The following is a 21,891-nucleotide window of genomic DNA, read 5'->3' on the forward strand; positions in this document are numbered from 1 at the left end:
AAAAAAAATGTCGCAGAGCTCAAATTTGCTCTGCGACTATGTTCATTATACCTCTGGCTCTGCATCCTCGACAGGTGCTTTCTTTGGTTTGCTCAATTGTTTATGCTTCCAGATTAACCAAAGCTGTGCAGCAATAAACAAGGAAGAATAGGTTCCCACAATCAAACCAACTAATAATGCAACAGAGAAGTTCGTGATCGATTCACTTCCGAAGATTAACAAAGCAACAACCACGACAACAACCGTTCCGACCGTATTAATAGATCTCACAAAGGTCTGTTGTAAGCTTTTGTTTACGATGTCTGCCAAATCTTCGAACGTTTTTACTTTTTTCTTGCGTTTTAAGTTTTCACGTATCCTATCAAACGTAACAATCGTATCGTTTATCGAATAACCCACAATAGTTAGCAATGCGGCAATGAAGGTAATATCGACCTCTAAACGCACGAGACTAAAGAATGCGACAATAAAGAATGCGTCATGTGCTAATGCTACGATGGCTGCAATGGCGAATAACCACTCAAATCGAATGGTGACATAAATGATGATGCCGATTGCTGCAATCAAGACAGCGAAAAAGGCATTTCTTGCAAGCTCTTTTCCAACCGTTGGTGATACGGTGCTCACACTTGGCTCAGAGCCATATTTTCCTTCAATATGCTGTTTGATTTCTGCAATTTCCGTTTGCGAGAAATCATCCACATACCGGGCAACGGCAATTTCATTATTGTTTCCTGCAAGTACCACATCTTTCGGTTCAAAATCGATGGAAGCTAATTCCTCTGACACTTCCTCTGCAGTTAAGGAATTGTCGCTCAAAATCTCAACCCTAGTACCAGCTGAGAAATCAATTCCGAGATTTAAACGGAAGGCCGCAAGTAAAATGATACCGACAACAATCATGGCACCTGAGAAGAGGAAGAACTTTTTACGGTGCTTCACAAAATCCCAATTACTATAACGGTTTGGTGGTTCGGTATTTTCATCTGTTGTATTAATGTCTAAGATATCTTGTTTTTTCACACCAAATAAATGAGGTTTATTGTTTAAGTATCTGCTGTTCACCCATAAACCAAGAAGCAGACGTGAACCAAAAACAGCCGTTACAAAGCTTAAGACAATACTGACAATTAGCATGGTCGCAAAGCCTTTGACTGAGCTTGTACCATAAACAAACATTACTCCCGCTGCAAGGAGGGTTGTTAGATTCGCATCTAGAATTGTAGATAAGGAGTTTCTATTTCCTGCACGGAATGCCGACATGGCTGACCTTCCAAGCTTCAGTTCTTCCTTTATCCGCTCGTAGGTAATGATGTTGGCATCCACTGCCATCCCCACTCCAAGAATGAGGGCTGCAATTCCAGGGAGAGTCAGCACACCATTCATTTTTTCAAATACGAAAAGAATTAAGAAAATATACGCACTTAACGTAATGACTGCTACAAAGCCTGGTAAGCGGTAAGCTACAAGCATAAACAAAAATATTAAACTAACGCCAATAATTCCTGCAAATACCGTTTTCTGAAGGGCTGTTTCCCCAAACTTCGCACCAACAGAGGTGGAGTAGATCTCTTCAAGTTCCACTGGAAGGGATCCTGCATTTAATAGCTCTGCTAGCTCTTTAGCAGAATCGATTGAAAAATTACCAGTAATCTGAACGTTCGTGTCGTTTAATACACTCGTTACAGAAGCGGCGGAAAGATATTTTGGATCTTGCTTTTGTGATTCCTCTTTAAAAGAATCCACGCCTTCTTCATAATCTAACCAGATTACCATAAGATTTTGCTCAGGGTGATTTAATACTTCTTCTGTTACATCGCCGAATTCAGATGCTGAACGTAAGGTTAACGCTACACTTGGAGCATTATTTTGATCAAAGGATTGCTTTGCACCGTTTTCAGCAAGTGAAGAACCATCCATTAATAGCTTGTCGTTCACATCTCTAAAAGTAAGTTTTGCTTCTGTTGAAAGCAGCTCCCTGGCCTTTGATTGATCACTAATACCAGCAAGCTGAACGCGAATACGGTCGTCCCCTTCAATTTGAATATTAGGCTCACTTACCCCTAGTACGTTTACACGTTTGTTTAACGCACTGACGGTGCTAAGTAAGACTTCCCTGTTTATCTCACTTTTTTCATTGATAGGTGTAACCTCATAGAGGACTTCAAATCCACCTTGAAGGTCCAGTCCTAATTTAATGTCTTTTGTAATGGGATTCGTAAACACTCCTATTGTGCTTCCGATAAGTAGTAATAGTAAAAAGAATGCTACGATCCGTCCTCTTTTGACCATGTAATAAAAATCCTCCTTCTGCTCTTGCAATCGATGAAAAATATGTACATTATGTATAAGGCTGTTTTCGCAAACTTTGTTGCTTCTGCGTATATTTAAAATACCCGTAAGCAAGGTTGTTGTCATGCTCTTTTCGTGGAGGGAGATTTAAATATATGCCCATTTTTCTTAGCTTAAAAATTGAAAAAGTCTTAAAGCCGACTTTTTCTTAGGTTTTAAGCAACAACCTTTTAGAAAAGAGCCCTGTAAAAAAATTCAAAAAAGCCAAAGTAATGCCATCATGTTTCATTATGATTCATTCGGGAATCCGTGTCAATTTTTGCTGAAAATTTAATCTTCTTTGTTCATACAAGAATAGCAAAGCTTTTTGTCCGGCAAAATAGCTAGGCTTTTTGTTCGTCAAAATAGCTAGGCTTTTTGCTCAGCAAAATAGCTAGGCTTTTTGTTCGCCAAAAAAGTTTGGAGCTTTGTAAGCCTCAATCGTAATGTAAGTCATATAGTCACTAACAGATAGGCTGTATACATCATTCACCAATTCATGCAGTCGCTTGGTTTCTGGGCGTTTCCATTTTTTCTTTGTCAGGCACTCCCAAAGCTCTTCCTCTGTTACGGTGTTATAACCAAACAACTGAAACTCTTCCAGTTTGCTACGTAAAACAGGCTCAAGCTCATAACGAAACATGTCATAAGGATGCTCGTTTGACTCATTTCTCTCTTTCATTATAAAAGACCCCCATTTTTTCTTTTCTACTTCCAACCGTTATTTTTCCCTATGCTTGTCATGCTTGGACACTACCATTGCATATAGTTAATTGTAATGGAAATCTCAGTTAATGAGAAGGTAGGGAAAGGCATGACAAAGCAAACTTTTTTAAAAGGAACGTTAATACTAATTGCTGCAGGATTAATTACAAGAGTGCTTGGCTTTGTAAATCGCATTGTTGTCGCTAGGTTCATTGGCGAAGAGGGTGTCGGCCTTTACATGATGGCCGTTCCGACACTAGTCCTTACCATCACAATTACTCAATTAGGTTTACCTGTTGCCATATCTAAGCTGGTTGCTGAGGCTGAGGCACAAGGAAATCCACGTAAAATAAAGAAAATCCTAGTCGTTTCCCTAGCAACCACTGGAGCATTAAGTATTGTTTTTACGCCTGCTATGATTCTCCTTGCTCCGTATCTGTCCAATCACCTGTTTACAGACCCTAGAACCTACTATCCGTTAATGGCCATTGCACCTGTTGTTCCGATCATTGCGATTTCTTCTGTGCTGCGTGGATATTTTCAGGGCCGCCAAAACATGAAACCTTCCGCCATTTCGCAGGTAATTGAACAGGTTGTGCGGATTTCACTTGTCGCTGTTTGTACAAAGGCTTTGTTACCGTATGGAATTGAGTATGCGGCTGCAGGTGCGATGCTATCAGCTGTTGTTGGGGAGCTTATGTCGTTATTGTACATGCTGTTTGTTTTTAAAGTGAAAAAGAAGTTCAGGCTACGAAAGAAATTTTTCAGCTATGTTGGCGAAGGAAAGGAAACGTTTCGCGATCTAATGAGGATTGCCATTCCCACAACCGGAAGCAGGATGATCGGCTCCATCGCCTGGTTTTTCGAGCCAATTGTTGTAGCACAAAGCTTAGCGATTGCAGGTGTTGCAACATCCCTTGCAACCAAACAATATGGTGAGCTTGTTGGCTTTGCCTTGCCATTGATGATGCTGCCGTCCTTCATTACTTATTCCTTATCCACTGCACTTGTTCCTGCCATAAGTGAAGCTGCTGCGAAAAAAAACACCATCATGATTGAGCATCGACTGCAACAGGCATTGCGATTATCCTTTGTGACTGGCGGAATTGCCGTTGTTTTACTCTTTGTTTATGCAGAGCCGATTATGCTGATGATGTACGGAAGCTCCAAGGCTGCGATTTACATTAAAATTATGGCGCCATTCTTTTTGTTTTACTATTTTCAGGGACCACTTCAGGCAACTTTGCAAGCATTAGATCTTGCGAAAGCTGCCATGATTAATAGCTTTATTGGTGCAGCAGTAAAAACGGCAGTCATATTTGTCCTTGCTAGTAAACCTGCATTTGGAATTATGGGCGCGGCGCTAGGTATCGTCATTGGTATGATGCTTGTCACGCTTTTGCATATGGCTACCATCATGAAGGTATTATCCTATTCTCTATATGTGCGTGATTATGTGAAAAGCTTTATTATCATGGGTATTAGTGCATTTGTAGGAAAGTGGATGCTTGATCATTTATGGCTGAGTCTCGGAATTGGACAAAGAACGCTGCTTTTGCTAACCATTACTTGTATTCTCTATCTAGTGTTAATGCTCTTGTTTGGTCTTGTTAAAAAAGAAGAGCTTACTCGAATTCCATTTTTAAAAAGATGGTTTACACGATAGTCATAAAAAAGGAAGATGCGAATGCTGTTGATGCATCCTCACCTTCCTATTCTTCTTTAATATCAATAAAAAACACGCCGCTATCATAGCTGCAAAACGAAATGAGCTTTGTTTCCTTATACCCAAGTTCACGGAGCTTTTGCCTTAACCAAAATTCGTTTTGTCCGATTTTGGTTAAGTGTTCGTCTTGGATAACACCGTCTAGTATGAGAGGAAGATGTAGGGTACCTTGTTCCCCTTCTTCCGCCTCCTCATCTCGCTTTTTTTCAAACACAGAGAGCTTACCTGAAGGCTCTAAAATCGCAAACTCAACATCCGCAACATTACGAATGTTTTTTTCACGAAGTTGAACTAATAAATCATCAAAATTGTAGCGCTGCTTTTTCATAGCTTTCTCATCAATTTTCCCATTGTTGATAATAACACTAGGCTTCCCATCTATTAGGTGTCTGATCTTCTGATTTTTCAAGGATAGATAGGCAAGAAAAATCTGAATTCCCATTAATAGAAACATGGGGATCAGTGTATGAATGAGTGGATCCTTTGGGTTTTCAATTGCCACTACAGCCATTTCCGCGATCATAATGAATACCACTAAATCGAGGACACTAAGTTCTCCAATTTCTCGTTTTCCCATAACCCGAAAGATAAAGAGAATGGTTATATAGAGAAAGATGGTTCTGACAATCATCATCACATTTTCTTCCATCACACATCTGCCCTCCCTTACCAGCGACCGGAATAAAGCAAGATTAGTATTAGTCTTTTTCAAAACAATAAATTTCATGAATTGAAGCATTTTCCATTCCTGTGCTGAATATGCTTGTATTACTTAGCATGTACTATGAAGGGGGATTTTCACACAATGGAATCCAAAAAACTAGGCTCTGCCATTTTGTATGGGGTAATCGCTATCTTTATTTTTGCCATTGCCATAAGCTTAATCTTCTCCTTGTTACTGCGCTTCACTTCCCTCCAAGAAACGAGCATCGCTTGGCTTGTCTTAACACTATCGTTTTTAACATTATTTATAGGGGGATTTATCGCTGGTGGAAAAGGCAAGGAAAAAGGGTGGTTGCTGGGTGGAGCTACAGGCGGGCTCTATTCATTGATTATTTTTCTGTTTCAATATTTAGGCAGTGATTCACTCTTCAGTCTGCAGCAATCGCTCTTTCATTTAGGATTTGTTGCGGTGGCAGCTCTTGGAGGAATTATTGGTGTTAACCTTAGTAGTGGATATTCCTCTAAAACCTAAAAAGATTTTTGTTTGATTAGATATAAAAAAAATCTTAAGGCGTTTCAATCCTCAAAAAAAGAGCCTAAAAAAAGCATGCACCTCTTAATGGAGGGCATGCTTTTATTAATTAGTCGACAAACACTTCTCTGATTGCTTGACGGTCATATGTAAGACGGGATCCATCTCCAGCCTTGATGACAACTTTGTCCTCATCAAGTGCATCCACAATTCCGTGTAATCCACCAATCGTTACTACTTTGTTTCCTTTTTCCAAATTCGTCTGCATTTCACGAACTTGCTTTTGGCGTTTTTGCTGTGGGCGAATTAACAAGAAGTAGAAAATTGCAAACATCAGTACTAAAGGTAAAATAGCACCAGCCATTCCATCCATGTTGTAGCCCTCCTTTCTCCCTTGTCATGTATGTGAAGAGATTTTAGAAGTTTTTCGCATTCGGTTTATTGAAGCCATATTTCTCAAAAAACTCTTCTCTGAAGTCACCAAGACGATCTTCTCGAATCGCCTGTCTGACATTCTCCATTAATTTTACCAGAAAATAAAGGTTATGGTAAGTTGTAAGCCTAATTCCTAAAGTTTCGTCACATTTGATTAGGTGACGAATGTAAGCTCTGGAATAATTCTTACATGTATAACAATCACACTCTGGATCAAGTGGACCAAAGTCACGGGCAAACTTGGCGTTTTTCACAACAAGTCGTCCCTCACTAGTCATTAATGTCCCATTTCGGGCAATTCTAGTCGGAAGTACGCAATCAAACATATCAATTCCACGGATAGCACCATCCACCAAGGAATCTGGGGAACCTACTCCCATTAAATAACGTGGCTTGTTATCAGGTAACCAAGGAGTTGTGAATTCTAACGTACGGTTCATCACGTCTTTTGGCTCTCCCACAGATAATCCACCGACTGCATATCCAGGAAAGTCCATCGAAACGAGGTCTTGGGCACTTAATTTTCGAAGGTCCTCATATTCTCCCCCTTGAACAATTCCAAAAAGACCTTGATCTTGCGGGCGTTGGTGCGCTTCTAAACAGCGTTCTGCCCAACGAGAGGTCCGCTCCACTGATTTTTTCATATACTCATGTGTTGCTGGATACGGTGGACATTCATCAAATGCCATCATAATGTCAGAGCCAAGATCGTTCTGTATTTGCATCGCTTTTTCTGGTGATAAGAACAACTTGTCACCATTTAGATGATTTCGGAAGTGCACGCCTTCTTCTTCAATTTTACGCAAATCACTTAAACTGAACACTTGAAATCCACCAGAGTCGGTTAGAATCGCGCGATCCCAGTTCATGAATTTATGCAGCCCGCCAGCTTCTCGTACAATGTCATTACCAGGGCGCAACCAAAGGTGGTACGTATTACTTAAAATGATTCCTGCTCCCATGGATTTCACATCTTCTGGTGACATCGTCTTTACAGTTGCTAATGTTCCAACTGGCATAAATACAGGAGTTTCGAAGCTTCCATGAGGCGTATGAACGATTCCTAGACGCGCTCCTGTTTGCTTACAAGTTTTGATTAATTCATATCTAATTGCTGTCATTGTAATCTCCTTCTTAAATAATGAGCATAGCGTCACCGAAGCTAAAGAAACGATATCTTGCATTCACAGCTTCTTCGTACGCATGCATCACATGTTCACGGCCTGCTAGGGCACTAACGAGCATAATGAGGGTGGATTTAGGGAGATGGAAATTCGTAATCATTCCATCAATTGCACCAAAATTATAGCCCGGATAGATAAATATATTCGTCCAGCCGCTTGCTTCTTTAAAGCTACCATGATCGCGGACAATGGTTTCTAATGTTCTAGTAGATGTCGTTCCGACGGTAATAATTCTACCACCCTTTTCACGAACGTCGTTTAGCAGACGTGCCGTTCCTTCTGAAACCTGATAGAATTCCGCATGCATATCATGCTCCTCTACGGTGTCCACACTAACAGGGCGGAAGGTGCCTAAACCGACATGAAGGGTTATAAAGGCCGTATGCACTCCCTTTTCCTGAAGCTCTGCCAAAAGGGTTTCTGTAAAGTGTAAGCCTGCCGTCGGTGCAGCTGCACTACCCGCCTCTCTGGCAAAAACGGTTTGATAACGCTCGCGATCAGAAAGCTGCTCTTTTATATAAGGTGGCAGTGGCATTTCACCAAGGCTTTCTAGTACTTCATAGAAAATCCCTTCATAACGGAAATTCAGCTTTCTTCCTCCGTGTTCACTTTCTCCTACACATTCTGCTGTGAGCCTGCCATCCCCAAAGGTGAGAAGCGTTCCTTCCTTCACTCGTTTGGCTGGCTTAATCAATGTCTCCCAGGTATCTCCTTCCTCTTGCTTTAACAGGAGCACTTCTATTTTGGCGCCTGTATCACTTTTCACTCCAAAAAGTCGAGCGGGAAGTACACGGGTATCATTTAACACTAGGCAATCGCCTTCTCTTACATAGTCCAAAATCGCGCGAAACGATGCTTCATGCCTTACTTCTCCTGTTTCCTTGTTTAATACCATGAGCCTTGATGCTTCTCTTTGTTCTAAGGGTGTTTGCGCAATCAGTTCTTCTGGTAAATGGAAATCAAATAAATCTATTTTCATACTTTCACCTTTTCCTTACATAAGCCTATTTAAATCTGCCTATAAAATAAAAAATTAAACTTAATACGATGCTGAGAATGATAGAGGTAACAATCGGAAAGAAAAAGGTTACATTTCCTTTCTTCACCACAATGTCACCAGGTATTCTCCCTATGACTTGCCAGAGGAATCCAATTATTAATAAGACCGCTCCCACCATCATCAGCATTTTTGGTAGTTCCACTATTCCGTTGGCACCTCCATATTAAAATGACGATACACAAGCTCCGTTACGACTCTTCCCCGAGGGGTGCGCTGTAGAAAGCCAATTTGCAATAAATACGGCTCGTACACATCCTCTATCGTATGAGACTCCTCACCAATCGTTGCAGAAATGGTATCAAGACCTACAGGACCTCCACGGAATTTTTCGATAATGCCCATTAAAAGTTTATGGTCAATATGATCGAGTCCAAGTTTGTCTACCTGTAAACGATCAAGCGCTTCTTTTGCAAGGGAAGCATTTATGGTAGTTTTTCCTAAAACCTGCGCAAAATCCCTTACTCTTCGCAATAAACGATTTGCAATACGTGGGGTTCCACGTGCACGTCTGCTAATTTCTATCGCAGCGTCTTCATCCAGTCCGATTTCTAGAATCTGCGCAGTGCGAAGACAAATCTCGGTAAGCTGACTCTCATTATAATATTCTAAGCGGCTTAGCACACCAAAACGATCACGTAATGGTGCGGTTAACAGGCCTACTCTTGTGGTAGCTCCAACAAGAGTAAACGGCGGCAGATCTAAGCGAACCGATTTGGAGGTTGGACCCTTTCCAATTACGATATCCAAACAAAAATCTTCCATCGCAGGATAGAGCACCTCTTCTATGGCACGATGAAGACGATGAATTTCATCTATGAATAGAACATCTCCGGGCTCGAGTGAGGAGAGGATAGCAGCCAAATCCCCTGGCCTTTCGATGGCAGGTCCTGCAGTTGTCCGGAGTTGTACTCCCATTTCATTTGCGATAATAGCCGCAAGCGTCGTTTTCCCAAGTCCAGGAGGTCCGTATAACAAAACATGATCCAGCGTTTCCTGACGCATTTTTGCTGCCTGAATAAACACCTCTAGGTTTTCTTTTACTTTATCTTGTCCAATGTACTGTTGTAAGTTTTGCGGTCTGAGGCTGTACTCCATAGAGTAATCCTCTTGCATTGCATCTTGCGTCACCATGCGGTCATCCATTATTGAACCTCCCTTCTCCCATTATTTCAATAACAGCTGTAAAGCTCGTTTGACATATTGATCTGTAGTAAGCTCTTCGCTTTTTAAGCTAGGCATCACTTTCTTAATCTCCCGCTCTCCATAGCCTAATACTTTTAATGCTTCCATTGCTTCATCAAGCGGAGCATTGCCTTGCATGGTAGCAGCCACTTCCACATCAGGCTGAAAAAGGTCTGGAAAAGCACTTGGAACTAAATCATTTAGCTTGCCTTTGAGATCTAAAATAATCTGACGGGCCGTCTTTTTCCCCACTCCAGGAAACTTAGTGAGAAATTTTTCATCCTCATTTTCTATAGCATGGACCACCTGCTGGGGCTGACCTGATGCTAAAATGGCAAGCGCGCCTTTCGGTCCGATGCCTGTTACATTCAAGAGCTTCATAAATAGATGCTTGTCTTCTCTTGTTTTAAAGCCGTACAGTGCTAAAATATCCTCTCGTACGTGCTGATATGTATAAATCGTTACTTCTTTATCCTTATCCACCCGATAAATGAAGGGGTTTGGGGTATGTACTTGATAGCCTACACCCATAACTTCCACTGACACATACTCCGGTGAGACGTATTCTACAAAACCTCTAATAAAATCAATCACAGCTTTCCTACTCCCTTTTGATTCTTTGTCTATTCTCCATTTTAACATGAAAAAACACAAATCTGCTCAAAAGAAAAGGCTGTTTTCGCAATCTTTGTTGCTTCTGTGTATCTTTAAAGTACTCGAAAGCATTGTTTTTGTCGTGCTCTTTTCGTGAGAGAAGATTTAAACTTGTGCCTATTTTCTTAGCTTTTAGATTAGAAAAAGTCTTAAAGCCGACTTTTCCCCCGATGGGAGCAACCACCTTTTAGAAAAGAGCCAAAGAAAAACATAGCATATTTTTAGTCTATTGTTAAGATGAAAAAAAGACCGGCCATAAGCCAGTCTTTTTACTGCATATTTGTTGTATATGGCTTAAAGGTTTCCAATACTTGTACATACTCATCCTTTGAAACCACTCTGATGCCATCTTTCAACTTTTCATGTTGATGACTTTCCAGCTTGCCAACATCAATTTGAAAGAACGACTGAATAATTTTCGATTCCTCGGTTGGTTTTCCTTCGTAAATGGTGAGAATTCCATCCTCAGAGATTCCGAAATACCCGTTTGCTTTTAACAGTGGAGAAATATCATCCACATACTGCTGAAAAACCACCTGATCGCTACCGAGATCAATGACATTCCATGCTTCATATTGTGCCCAGAAATCCTCCATCGCCCAAACGGTTTCCTCTAGCACTTCTTCACTTACTTCTCCATCTAAGTAAATGCGCTCAAGCACCACCTTTAAAGTCAAGGGACCATTTACTTCAAATGCATCCTCTATGGCTTCTTGGTCAACATAGTCATTCTTGTCTGCAACTCCTTCTTCTGTTGCAAACATATAGTAAAATCCGATTAAGGCAACAAACACGGTAAGTATCAGCAAAAACTTCTTTGGTATGATGGGTCTCATTGAAATTCCCCCCTCACATTCTTAGTAGTTTAACGGTAATAATATAGAGCTATATCATCCTTCCGTTACTAGTGTGACCATCTTTAGAAATCTTAACCATTATGTACAAAGAAAAGAATGATTGGGGGTATATTTTAATATTGGAAGGCTGTTTTCGTAAATTTTTTTGCTACAGCGTATAGTTAAGCAACACGTGATCGACGTTGCTGTCGTGCTCTTTTCGTGGTGATAGTTTTAGATATAAGGCCACTTTTCTTCTAAGTAATGACTGGAAAAAGTCTTAAAGCCGCCTTTTTCCTAGTTTGTGCCGAAATGCACTGAATTCATGCCAAATTGTGCCAAAACTCCTCGAGTTCGTGCCAAACCTATTTTCAATAAGCTTTATTTTCCATAATTTTCTTGTTTTGCAGCAAAAACCTTGAAATAAAGTATGTTTTTGCTCTCCAGAGTCAAATTCACTCTATATTTTCACCAAATAACCAAAGATAATCGTTCTTTCCCCGTAAAAAACAGCCCCTAAAAAGAGGCTGTCTCGTTCTATCTGTCCATCGTGCGGTAAATTCCGCGCATGTTGTGTTCTAAATCTTTTACGTGCCATTCTCCTTTGCGTAGCTCATTGTCGATACTACGGACCGAATTATATGCACTTTGATTTGTCGTTACGTTAAGCTCCTTGTTCTTAACAAGGGGATTCAGCGCTCGTTTTACTTGACGTTTTACATCTGATTCATCTGCACCGTTTTTAACGTCTACAGCAACAAGCACTTCATTATCGTTAATGAGGGCACCGGCATCTTTGACCCCATCCACTTGCATCGCACGATTAACTAACCGCTCAGAAAAACGTCCATCGTACATATTATAATACGAAGGGTTCCCAACTGGTCTTAAACCATTGTCCTGACGATGATAGTATTTGTCCGTTTGGCTATAGTGATTATTATGGTAACCAACCCCTAGATAACCACCATTGTTTCCTCTGTTCCTGACATTCCCAACATCATCACGGTCACGCCTGACTCTTCTTTCATCCCAGATAACGGAGCGATCTAGAATTTCGTTTAAAGGACCATCATTGTCCTCCATCACCCTTGCATTTCCCTGCTCTTCTTTCTCCCCTCGGGAACGGTCATTGTTTACATAAGGATTGTGTTCACTGGTGTAATACCCAATAGGACTCGTTTCCTCGTAATACCTATTATCTGTGGCACTTTCCTTTTGCCCGCAACCGGTTAATCCGCCAAGTAAAAGTGCAGCAGAGGTTACAGTGAAAAGAGACTTCCTCAATGTAAAAACCCCCTAACAAGTCTAGTGAGTACAAAAGGTGTACTCTTTCTTAGGTTGACATGTTAAGGGGGGTTTTATTTTGTTAAAATTTTGGAGGAGCATAAGCTAGCTGACGCTTGTGCTCGGTGTTTTTATGCATTTTATCAATGATTTGTTTATCTTTTTCAGGAATTTCTTCGCCTTTTAGATAGCTGTCAATCATGTTGTAAGTTGTTCCCATTTCATTCTCATCTGTCTGCCCTTCCCAAAGTCCGGCACTAGGTGGCTTATTGATGATACTTCCAGGAACTCCAAGCATTTTTGCCAATTCACGAACTTCCCCTTTCGTGAAATGAACAAGCGGTACTAAATCTACGCCGCCATCGCCATATTTTGTAAAATAACCTGTATGCCATTCAGCCGCATTGTCAGTTCCGACCACTAAATACCCATAATTGTTAGCAACAGCATATAAAGTAGTCATTCGTAAACGCGCTCTAGTGTTTGCATCCCCTAAGCGTGCCGTTTTTTCATTCCACTCGCCTTTTTCTTTTAGCTGTTTTTCCATTTCCGAAAATAAGACCGTATGCGTTTGAGATAAATCCACTGTCATATGAGAAATACCACAGCTTTCAATGACTTCCATTGCATACTCTTGATCTTTAGGGTCACTTTTACATGGTAGGATAACGCCTAGCGAATTGTCAGGAAACGCTCGTTTTATTAGATGGGCGACGACTGCGGAATCGATTCCTCCACTAACCCCGACTATTGCTCCGTTTAACCCTGCTGTCTTTACTTTTTCTTGAATCCACTGTACTAACTTGGCAATTTTTTCTTCCATTACGTTTTCTTCCCTCCAAATAAAACAATATTCATTATTGTATCAGATTGTTTTGATTCGTCAAAAATTGTTTGCGCAGACTCCAGGTAGAAAGAAAAAAAGTGAAACTCGCAAAAGATTTAGGCATTACCATCTTGTTCTCCTGGCTTTCATTTGCAAATTGGTTGCCCTCCCTTAATATATCCATCGGAAAGGAAAGGGCCTTCCAAAACCATAGATGATTCCTTATTTCCGAATATCTTTGAAAGGTTTGAAAAAATTTCTCTGAATTCCATTTTATAAAAGGGAGAATTCTACTTGCATATTGTACAAGATCCCATTCTTCACAACCAGACGAAAGCAAGTCATAGTCAATTAAATACACCTTATTGTCTGTACTTCTAATAAAATTATGACTAGCCACATCTCCATGAAGAATGGTGTCTTCTGTTTTTGTGCAGACGGGCTCTAGCTTTTCAAGAGAGACGTGGCTATAATATACTATTTCACTAATTGTAGTGGGATTAAACCACTTTTCCAATAAGGGAAGATTGTCCTCAAACTGGATTAAGCGATGTTTCCATTTTGACATCATTTTTTCTTTTGGAATGGAGAGGTTCGTTTGTGAAAAGATATTTTTGGCTTGAAAATGAAAATCCTCCAGGAGACGTAAACCATCTACTCTGTCTTCTTGTTTGACAAAAGAAAATATTCTTTTCGGTGGAAGGTATTGGGATAATGTCCAATATAAATGATCTACTTGTAAAATGTACTGTTGGTCATAAAAAGGATGGTACATAGAAAGGTTAACACTTCCACTTTTTTGGAGAAGATTGATGACTGAAATCATTGTATCTAAGTCATCTTTTTCCTTATAACCCTTAACTACAAACATCCCTTTGTTTGTGTCTATTTTCATTATGTGTTTTTTCCATTCTTCAAAAGAATGAATTTGTAGTCCAGCTTGCTCTAAAAGACCGAAGAAAAGACGATTTCGGTTGAAATCGTCTTTAGTAAAATGGTGATTAGCTCTCATCATCAATTTCTGGACCGGCAAAATCAGATCCTTCTTTGCGCTCATCATTCCAATATCCGTATCCATAGCCTTGTGGATTGTAATAGCCTTGTGGAGGCATTTGCGGATAACCATATGGTGCATAACCAAATCCTGCATCTTGACGATAGCCTTGAGGCATGTTGTATCCGTAATCTCCATCAGGATTTGCTCCCGCATCTTGTTGCGGAGAGTCTCCCATTCCCATTGGTCCAAACCCACTTCCTGGCGCTACAGGTCCCATCGGATAACACGGATAGCCTCCCATTCCCATTGGCCCCATTCCTGGTCCCATTGGCATTCCTTGTGGCATTCCACCCCCTGGCATTCCCATTTGACCCATTCCTGGCATCATTTGTGGCATTCCCTGCATTCCCTGCATTCCTTGCATTCCTTGCATTCCTTGCATTCCTTGCATGCCCTCTTGCCCTTGATCTTGAATGCCCATGACGGCTGTTTCCATTTCTTCCTGGCTCATTTGCGGCATTTGACCCATCTGCTGCAGCTGTTGCATTTGCTGTAGCCATTGTTGCTGCATTTGACCAGAATCATCTGGAGATTCCTCTCCCTGCATTCCCATTTGCATTCCTGGCATTTGTGGCATTCCCATTCCTGGGCCACCATGGCCACCATAGCCTGGGCCACCCATTCCTGGCATCATCCCCATTCCTGGACCACCATAGCCTGGGCCACCCATTCCTGGCATCATTCCCATTCCTGGACCACCATAGCCTGGGCCACCCATTCCTGGCATCATTCCCATTCCTGGACCACCCCAGCCTGGAGCTCCCCAACCTGGTCCCCAACCATGATGAGGGTAGCATGGATTTGGTGGGCATAACCCACTACCTGGCATAACCGGTGATACTGGATAACATTGCTCCATTGGTGGTTGCTCGGCACCCATCACTTGCTCTGGACTTTCTTCTTTTGGCTTTGGAACATTTGGCATTGCGGCATTGGGCATCTTGGCATTCGGCATTTTCGTGTTTGGCATTTTGTCATTCGGCATTTTTGCATTCGGCATCTTTGTATTTGGCATTTTAGCATTAGGCATTTTTGTATTCGGCATCTTAGCATTCGGCATTTTTATGTTTGTCGGTTGCTTTTTAGCCGGAACATTTACATTGAAATAGTTATTCACATCTACTTCAGGAAAATAAGGCTTTAATTGAGGCATTTTTGGTGTATATGGTGTTTTTGGTGTTTCTTGCACCGGCTGCTCCTTCACAGCTGGTTTTTTTGGCATTTCCTTGTACGGATGTTGCGCTTTTGGTGCCTGTACTCCCATCACAGGTGCCTCTTTCGTTACACCCATTACCTGGCCTTCTTTTTTAACCGGTACTCCTGCCATTGGCACTTTTATTTTCATTCCAGGCATAATCATGTCAGGATTGCTTAATTGTGAATTTGATTTCTTTAGTTCTTCAAAATTCACGTTGTATTTCTGGGCAATCTTCCATAATGTATCCCCTTTTTGGACAATATGGATTTTCAAGGATGCTCCCTCCTTAGCAAAGTCTCTACAGTCTATGAGTGATTTAGGCATTTTGCCACTATTCTTCACATCAACTTATGCGACAAAAGGAAGGTTTATGATTAAAACTATGGACATAGCAGGGGAAAAGCAGATTTTTTTTGTTGCGCCCATTTTTTTAAAAAGCTCTTTTCTAAAAAATGGTTGCTAAAACCTAAGAAAAAGTCGGCTTTAAGACTTTTTCCAATCTTCGGGCTAAGAAGAATGGCCACGTTTTTAAAATTCCTTCACGAAAAGAGCACGACAGCAACGTTGATGACGGGTGTCTTAAAGATACGCAGTAGCAACAAACTTTGCGAAAACAGCCTTTAAAAAACTAGATAAAAGCCGCTGTTCATTTCCGCAAATGGCTCCGCATTCTGCTTGGCGATTTATAAGCCTCCTCTCCTATGAATGTGGGGTCTCTAGTCAATCGCTTTAATTCCACGGGAGTCTCCGCGATTTTTTAATCAAAAGCTAGAAATTTCTCTAAACTTACAATCTTTATTTACTCATAATAATAAAAATGTAAGATTTCCGTGAAAAAATAAACAACCGCAGCATGTATCAGCCGCGGTTGTTTTAAGTTAAGCATTAGCCAGCATTTTATCTAGTGCGGCAATTGCCTGTTTTGCAACATATTTTTCTACTTGTATCCTATTGATGGCTTCTCCTGATTCAATTGATTCCAATGCCCATAGGAGATGAGGCAGATCGATTCTGTTCATCGTTAAACAAGGACACATATTAGGATTTAATGAAACAATCTCTTTGTCTGGATGATTCGCTATAATTCGATTCACAAGATTCATTTCCGTCCCAATTGCCCACTTACTACCTGCAGGAGCACTTTCAATAGTTTCGATTATTTTCTTCGTACTTCCGCTCGCATCACTTTTTTGCACCACTTCCCACGTACACTCTGGATGCACGATAATGTTCATCTCTGGTTCTGTTTCACGGAGGTGGCGAATATTTTCAAGCGTAAATTTTTCATGCACCGAGCAGTGCCCTTTCCAAAGAATAACCTTCACTTTCTCTGGGTTTCCTTCAAATTCAAGCTCATCAGTCAGAGGATTCCACACGGCCATTTCTTCCAGCGGAACACCAAGGTCATAGGCTGTGTTACGTCCTAAGTGCTGATCAGGCAAAAATAATACTCGCTCTTTTTGTGAAAAAGCCCAATTTACCATTTTATGTGCATTCGATGATGTGACCGTTGCACCTCCACGCTCTCCACAAAAGGCTTTAATTGCTGCAGTCGAATTGACGTATGTTAACGGAAGCATCGTGTCCCCGAAAACCTCCACTAGCTTTTTCCATGCACGTTCTGTCTGATGAATGTCGGCCATGTCGGCCATAGAACAGCCTGCACGCATGTCAGGAAGGACGACTACCTGATTTTCATTTGTTAAGATATCTGCAGTTTCCGCCATAAAGTGCACACCACAAAAAACGATATTCGTTGCACTTGTATTTGCTGCCGCTTGCGCAAGCTGCAACGAATCACCAGTAGCATCAGCGAATTCAATGACTTCATCCTTTTGATAATGGTGACCTGGAATAAAAAGATCGTCCCCGAATTTTTCTTTTATTTCACGGACTCTATTTTTCATGAGTTCCGTTGACATGTTTCGGTATCTCTCTGGCAGCATTCCCTGTTCTTTTTTTACTAAATCTAATATGTTCATCTTCTACACTCCTTTTGTTCCAACATTAAAGCTAATATCAAGTGATTTAACGGAATGTGTAAGAAAGCCAAGGGAAATGTAGTCGACTCCAGTATTTCTGTAATCGGCAATGTTCGCAAGCGTTATTCCCCCAGAGGCCTCCGTTATAATACAGTCTGGGACATGGGTGATAAGCTCTATTATTTCTTGAGGCGTACGATTATCAAACATAATGATATCTGCGCCGGCTGCAACTGCTTCCCTAACTTGGTCTAGAGATTCCGTTTCCACTTCAATTTTGATCATGTGACCAACTTTTGAACGAACTAGCCTGAGAGCTTCCGTAATGGAACCTGCAAATTCGATATGATTATCTTTAATCATCACCCCGTCATAAAGGCCAAAGCGATGATTTGATCCGCCTCCACAGGTGACAGCATATTTTTCTAGCATTCGAAGCCCAGGTGTGGTTTTTCTTGTATCACAGACCTTCGTTGTATCACAATTTAAAGTCGCAATCGCTTCTTTAGTTAACGACGCAATTCCGCTTAAGCGCTGAATGAGGTTTAAGGCTACTCGTTCTGCTCCAAGCAACGCTTTCATTTGTCCCTTTACCTTTGCAATGCTTTCTCCACGTTCTACCCATTCCCCGTCTTTTTTGAATAACGTGATCTCTGAAGTGGAGTCAAAGAGCCTAAAGGAGGAGGAGATGATTTGCTCTCCCACAAACACCCCAGATTCTTTAGCCATGAATGTCCCTTCTCCTCTATCCTCACAGGTAAATAATGCTTCTGATGTAAGGTCTCTTTCTCCGATATCTTCTTTATAAAAATGACGCAGCATCTCTTCTAGCATAATGATGTTCAACACCGTTTCTCTCCCCTCTGTCCTCCTGCACTTGATGAATAATTCTTTGCTGTTTCCAGCTTTCTTTTGCTAGTGGATAATCTGATCTGTAATGTGCTCCTCTGCTTTCCTCTCTTTCTAAAGCTGCAAGGGTAATGAGGTAGCACAAATGGAGCATATGGATGATTTCTATTTGTTCTAAGGGAAGTTTGGAGCAAATTAATTCTACTCCTTCCCAATAAGGTGTAAACGTTCCAAGCCAGCGCTTAAGTGTCAGCAAGCCCTCTTCATTCCTAACAATACCTGCATACTGCATCATCATATGTTGGATTTCAGACTTATTCGGAAGAGGAACCATTCGTTTATGCCAAATGTCGTTGTTCTCACCTTTTACTTTTGGAGTGTGTTGCCATTTCTTTTCGCTTGATTGGCTCGATTGCAAATGGTCTGCTAACGTTTTGGAAAAGACAATGGTTTCTAGTAGGGAATTACTAGCAAGTCGATTTGCCCCATGCACCCCATTGCACGCCGCCTCCCCTACTGCAAATAGTTGTGGAAGGGAGGTTTCGCCATTGATGGTGGTTTGAATCCCACCCATATAAAAGTGAGCACCTGGAACAACCGGTATCCGTTTATTTTTCAAAGAAATACCATACTTCTGACAAAGTGCGGTGATCGCCGGGAAACGTTGCTCAAAGTTTGTTAAAGTCTCTATATTTAAGAAAACATGCTCGCCATTTTCCAACTCATAAAAAATAGCCCTAGATACAACATCTCTCGGAGCTAAATCCTTTAATGGATGAATTCCGTCCATAAACCGTTCGCCTTTACTATTTTCAAGAAAGGCTCCTTCTCCTCTGACAGCCTCGGAAACAAGTCCGACTGCCTTCCCATCTTTCGAGAGCATGGTTGGATGAAACTGCATAAATTCAAGATCTGCTAGTGCCGCACCCGCCATATAGGCTAGAGATAAAGCCATCCCTGTGATGCTTGCATTGTTGGAGGTATAAGGATACAACGCACCTGCTCCACCTGTAGCCAATACCACAGATTTTGCCCGATACTCTTTTCTCTGCCCTAGGTTATTCATCGTTTGAACGCCAACACAAACCCCTTTTTCTGTTAGAATCTTGATAACGGTTTCATGTTCCACAATCGTGACTTTGTCTGATAAGGTCGATTGCAGCCATTCCATGAGAATTTTTCCTGTTTGGTCCCCACCAGCGTGAAGAATTCTTCGTTTAGAATGAGCCCCTTCCATCCCTAGGGATAAAATTCCTTGTTTATCTTTATCAAATTCCATCCCTTGTTGAATGATTTCTAGTAGCAGCTCAGGCCCCAGCTTTGTGAGAGCTTCCACCGCTTTTTCGTTATTATGGTAGCAGCCAGCCATGAGTGTATCTTCATAGTGAAGCTGCCAAGAATCAGTATGTTCGATTGCACAAGCAACCCCGCCTTGTGCAAGAAAAGAATTATTATCGCTTTTACTCGACTTTGTGAAAATAATCACATTCATTTGCTCACTAGAATAATTTGCGGTCAATAAAGCGGAAAGTCCACTTCCGACTACAATGACATCCGGCTTTTGTGTAGACACAAAAAAACCTCCTGTATACATAAGTGTCTTGACACCTATATTTACATATTTTTATACTTATGACAAGAGTTTTTTACAGATTGAAAGTTTACCAGCTTTCACTTCTGAATCAGGAAGGAGATTTTCGAATGATTTATTTAGATTATGCTGCCACCACTCCTATGTCGAAAGAAGCACTTGACGTGTATCAGCAGGTAGCAACAACCTACTATGCTAACAGCAGCAGTTTGCATGATAGTGGCAGTAAATCCTCTCAACTTCTAGAAACGTGCCGTAGTGAATTTGCCAGAATGATTTCCGGTAAAAAAGAGGGGGTCTATTTTACAAGTGGAGGCAGCGAAGCAAACTATCTTGCCATCCGATCCCTATTAAAAGGAAATAATCAAAAAGGCAAGCATATCATCAGTACGGGAGTGGAACACTCGTCCATCCATCATTTACTTGAGGCATTAAAAAAAGATGGCTATGAAATTAGCTTTCTTCCGCTTGATCAACATGGACTAATCTCCCTCACTCACTTAAAAAAAGTCATTCGTAAGGATACTTGTCTTGTTTCCGTTCACTGTATAAATTCTGAAACGGGAATCATTCAGCCTCTTGAAGCAATTGGAAAGATCCTAGAACAGGAAAATATCCTCTTTCATAGCGATTGTGTGCAGGCTTTTGGTAAAATACCAATAGATGTGGAAAAATGGAAGCTAACAAGTCTCTCTGTTTCTTCTCACAAGCTTTATGGTCCTAAAGGGGTCGGGGCATTATACATCGCCCCAGAAGCTTCGTGGAGGCCGGTTTATGAAGGAACTACTCATGAAAAGGGCATGCGTCCTGGAACCGTTGATATTCCAGGAATTGCAGCATTCCTTACTGCTGCCCAACAGGCTGAACAAACAAGAGAGGAACGACAACAAATTTATAAAGCACTAAGGAGTTCTTTTTCTAAAAAGCTTAAAGAGCTAGGTTTGCCTATAGAAATAGAAGGAGAGCAAGGGAAGAGCTTGCCACAAATTATTGGGCTAAGAATTCCTGGTATGGAAGGACAGCATGTCATGTTAGAATGCAACCGAAAAGGCATCGCCATTTCTACAGGAAGTGCCTGTCAGGTAGGCACACAATCTCCTTCAAGAACGATGCTGGCAACTGGAAAAACACCAAACCAAGCAAGAGAATTTATTCGGGTCTCCTTTGGCAAAGATACAACCATAACGGATTTGGAAGCACTTGTCCTTGCGTTTAAGGAAATCCTGGAAGATTGGATGAAAAGGAGCGGCTAAGAGATGAATCAAGATAAAAAAGTACTAGGAGAAGAACGGAGAAACCTGCTCCTGCAATGGCTACAAAATGAGGATAAACCCTTAACAGGCGGGGAACTTGCATCCCGGACAAATGTCAGTAGACAGGTGATTGTCCAGGACATTTCTCTGTTAAAAGCAAAAAACGAGCCAATCATGGCAACAAGCCAAGGCTATGTCTATATGAAGCCTTACGGGGAAACAATTAAGAAGGATAGAATCATTGTTTCCTACCATGAACCTCAACAAACGGAGGAAGAGCTGTACATACTAGTCGATCATGGAGTGACTGTGAAGGATGTACGCATTGAGCATCCTGTTTATGGGGATTTAAATGCTTCTGTGATGGTGAGCACCAGGGCGGAAGTAGATGCCTTCATTCGAAAAATTAAACAAACAAATGCCTCCTATCTTTCCCAGCTGACCGATGGAACACACCTTCATACAATTGAAGCAGATTCTGTTGAAAAGCTAGATGCTGCATGTGCAGCTTTAAAAGAGGCTGGCATGATTGTAGAATAG

The 21,891-nt window shown here is 41.2% G+C and carries 22 protein-coding genes; 5 read left to right on the plus strand and 17 right to left on the minus strand.

Features of this window, described 5'->3' with window-relative positions:
• Nucleotides 1–45 precede the first annotated feature (45 nt).
• On the minus strand, nucleotides 46–2,292 hold the full coding sequence (gene secDF, locus FIU87_RS14810; RefSeq protein ID WP_152445306.1) for a protein translocase subunit SecDF: 2,247 nt from the start codon (nucleotides 2,290–2,292) through the stop codon (nucleotides 46–48).
• Between the two features lie 433 nt (nucleotides 2,293–2,725).
• Entirely contained in the window at nucleotides 2,726–3,013 is a 288-nt protein-coding gene (locus FIU87_RS14815) for a post-transcriptional regulator (protein WP_152445307.1), read from the minus strand.
• 132 nt (nucleotides 3,014–3,145) lie between these two features.
• Between FIU87_RS14815 and spoVB the strand changes: the two genes are divergently transcribed.
• The gene (gene spoVB, locus FIU87_RS14820) at nucleotides 3,146–4,702 is read left to right on the plus strand and encodes a stage V sporulation protein B (protein WP_152445308.1); all 1,557 of its coding nucleotides are present in this window, start codon (nucleotides 3,146–3,148) and stop codon (nucleotides 4,700–4,702) included.
• Between the two features lie 46 nt (nucleotides 4,703–4,748).
• Here the strand turns inward: spoVB and FIU87_RS14825 are convergent, their stop codons facing one another.
• The gene (locus FIU87_RS14825) at nucleotides 4,749–5,411 is read right to left on the minus strand and encodes a DUF421 domain-containing protein (RefSeq protein WP_172971168.1); all 663 of its coding nucleotides are present in this window, start codon (nucleotides 5,409–5,411) and stop codon (nucleotides 4,749–4,751) included.
• Nucleotides 5,412–5,567: 156 nt separating this feature from the next.
• On the opposite strand from FIU87_RS14825, the gene FIU87_RS14830 reads away from it, so the two are divergent.
• A complete protein-coding gene (locus FIU87_RS14830) occupies nucleotides 5,568–5,957 on the plus strand; it encodes a TIGR04086 family membrane protein (protein ID WP_152445309.1) in 390 nt (129 codons plus the stop codon).
• A 109-nt stretch (nucleotides 5,958–6,066) separates the two neighbouring features.
• Here the strand turns inward: FIU87_RS14830 and yajC are convergent, their stop codons facing one another.
• From yajC to safA, 11 genes are all read right to left on the minus strand, one after another.
• Nucleotides 6,067–6,330, minus strand: coding sequence for a preprotein translocase subunit YajC (gene yajC, locus FIU87_RS14835; protein ID WP_152445310.1), 264 nt, complete (start codon nucleotides 6,328–6,330; stop codon nucleotides 6,067–6,069).
• Nucleotides 6,331–6,373: 43 nt separating this feature from the next.
• Nucleotides 6,374–7,513, minus strand: coding sequence for a tRNA guanosine(34) transglycosylase Tgt (gene tgt, locus FIU87_RS14840; RefSeq protein ID WP_152445311.1), 1,140 nt, complete (start codon nucleotides 7,511–7,513; stop codon nucleotides 6,374–6,376).
• Between the two features lie 13 nt (nucleotides 7,514–7,526).
• On the minus strand, nucleotides 7,527–8,555 hold the full coding sequence (gene queA / locus FIU87_RS14845) for a tRNA preQ1(34) S-adenosylmethionine ribosyltransferase-isomerase QueA (protein ID WP_152445312.1): 1,029 nt from the start codon (nucleotides 8,553–8,555) through the stop codon (nucleotides 7,527–7,529).
• Nucleotides 8,556–8,580: 25 nt separating this feature from the next.
• Nucleotides 8,581–8,781 (minus strand): DUF2905 domain-containing protein, encoded by a 201-nt coding sequence (locus FIU87_RS14850; RefSeq protein ID WP_172971169.1) that lies wholly within the window; start codon nucleotides 8,779–8,781, stop codon nucleotides 8,581–8,583.
• On the minus strand, nucleotides 8,778–9,779 hold the full coding sequence (gene ruvB, locus FIU87_RS14855; protein WP_152445314.1) for a Holliday junction branch migration DNA helicase RuvB: 1,002 nt from the start codon (nucleotides 9,777–9,779) through the stop codon (nucleotides 8,778–8,780). Before ruvB ends, FIU87_RS14850 begins: the two co-directional genes overlap by 4 nt.
• A gap of 21 nt (nucleotides 9,780–9,800) precedes the next feature.
• Nucleotides 9,801–10,412 carry a Holliday junction branch migration protein RuvA gene (gene ruvA / locus FIU87_RS14860; RefSeq protein ID WP_152445315.1) on the minus strand — a complete coding sequence of 204 codons (612 nt, stop codon included), beginning with the start codon at nucleotides 10,410–10,412 and terminating at the stop codon, nucleotides 9,801–9,803.
• A 329-nt stretch (nucleotides 10,413–10,741) separates the two neighbouring features.
• Nucleotides 10,742–11,308, minus strand: a complete 567-nt coding sequence (locus FIU87_RS14865) for an intercompartmental signaling factor BofC (RefSeq protein ID WP_152445316.1) — start codon at nucleotides 11,306–11,308, stop codon at nucleotides 10,742–10,744.
• 537 nt (nucleotides 11,309–11,845) lie between these two features.
• Complete coding sequence (locus tag FIU87_RS14870; protein WP_152445317.1) at nucleotides 11,846–12,595, minus strand: YhcN/YlaJ family sporulation lipoprotein; 750 nt, start codon at nucleotides 12,593–12,595, stop codon at nucleotides 11,846–11,848.
• Between the two features lie 82 nt (nucleotides 12,596–12,677).
• Entirely contained in the window at nucleotides 12,678–13,418 is a 741-nt protein-coding gene (gene nadE / locus FIU87_RS14875) for an NAD(+) synthase (RefSeq protein WP_152445318.1), read from the minus strand.
• Between the two features lie 34 nt (nucleotides 13,419–13,452).
• Nucleotides 13,453–14,436 carry a hypothetical protein gene (locus tag FIU87_RS14880; RefSeq protein ID WP_216647481.1) on the minus strand — a complete coding sequence of 328 codons (984 nt, stop codon included), beginning with the start codon at nucleotides 14,434–14,436 and terminating at the stop codon, nucleotides 13,453–13,455.
• Nucleotides 14,423–15,949 (minus strand): SafA/ExsA family spore coat assembly protein, encoded by a 1,527-nt coding sequence (gene safA / locus FIU87_RS21590; RefSeq protein ID WP_301538631.1) that lies wholly within the window; start codon nucleotides 15,947–15,949, stop codon nucleotides 14,423–14,425. The genes FIU87_RS14880 and safA overlap by 14 nt, the downstream gene beginning before the upstream one ends.
• 34 nt (nucleotides 15,950–15,983) lie before the next feature.
• Here safA and FIU87_RS21280 point away from each other — a divergent pair, with 34 nt between their 5' ends.
• Complete coding sequence (locus FIU87_RS21280) at nucleotides 15,984–16,139, plus strand: hypothetical protein (protein WP_216647483.1); 156 nt, start codon at nucleotides 15,984–15,986, stop codon at nucleotides 16,137–16,139.
• 415 nt (nucleotides 16,140–16,554) lie between these two features.
• Here the strand turns inward: FIU87_RS21280 and nadA are convergent, their stop codons facing one another.
• The 3 genes from nadA to nadB are packed head-to-tail and all read right to left on the minus strand — an operon-like array spanning nucleotide 16,555 to nucleotide 20,080.
• Nucleotides 16,555–17,658, minus strand: coding sequence for a quinolinate synthase NadA (gene nadA / locus FIU87_RS14895; protein ID WP_152445320.1), 1,104 nt, complete (start codon nucleotides 17,656–17,658; stop codon nucleotides 16,555–16,557).
• Between the two features lie 3 nt (nucleotides 17,659–17,661).
• On the minus strand, nucleotides 17,662–18,504 hold the full coding sequence (nadC, locus tag FIU87_RS14900) for a carboxylating nicotinate-nucleotide diphosphorylase (protein ID WP_152446593.1): 843 nt from the start codon (nucleotides 18,502–18,504) through the stop codon (nucleotides 17,662–17,664).
• Complete coding sequence (gene nadB, locus FIU87_RS14905) at nucleotides 18,461–20,080, minus strand: L-aspartate oxidase (RefSeq protein WP_253905433.1); 1,620 nt, start codon at nucleotides 20,078–20,080, stop codon at nucleotides 18,461–18,463. Before nadB ends, nadC begins: the two co-directional genes overlap by 44 nt.
• A 128-nt stretch (nucleotides 20,081–20,208) precedes the next feature.
• On the opposite strand from nadB, the gene FIU87_RS14910 reads away from it, so the two are divergent.
• Complete coding sequence (locus tag FIU87_RS14910) at nucleotides 20,209–21,351, plus strand: IscS subfamily cysteine desulfurase (RefSeq protein WP_152445322.1); 1,143 nt, start codon at nucleotides 20,209–20,211, stop codon at nucleotides 21,349–21,351.
• Nucleotides 21,352–21,354: 3 nt separating this feature from the next.
• Nucleotides 21,355–21,891, plus strand: a complete 537-nt coding sequence (locus FIU87_RS14915) for a transcription repressor NadR (RefSeq protein ID WP_152445323.1) — start codon at nucleotides 21,355–21,357, stop codon at nucleotides 21,889–21,891.

Origin of the sequence: Bacillus sp. THAF10, assembly GCF_009363695.1 — a bacterium.
In the GTDB taxonomy this organism is placed as follows: Bacteria; Bacillota; Bacilli; order Bacillales; family Bacillaceae_I; genus Sutcliffiella_A.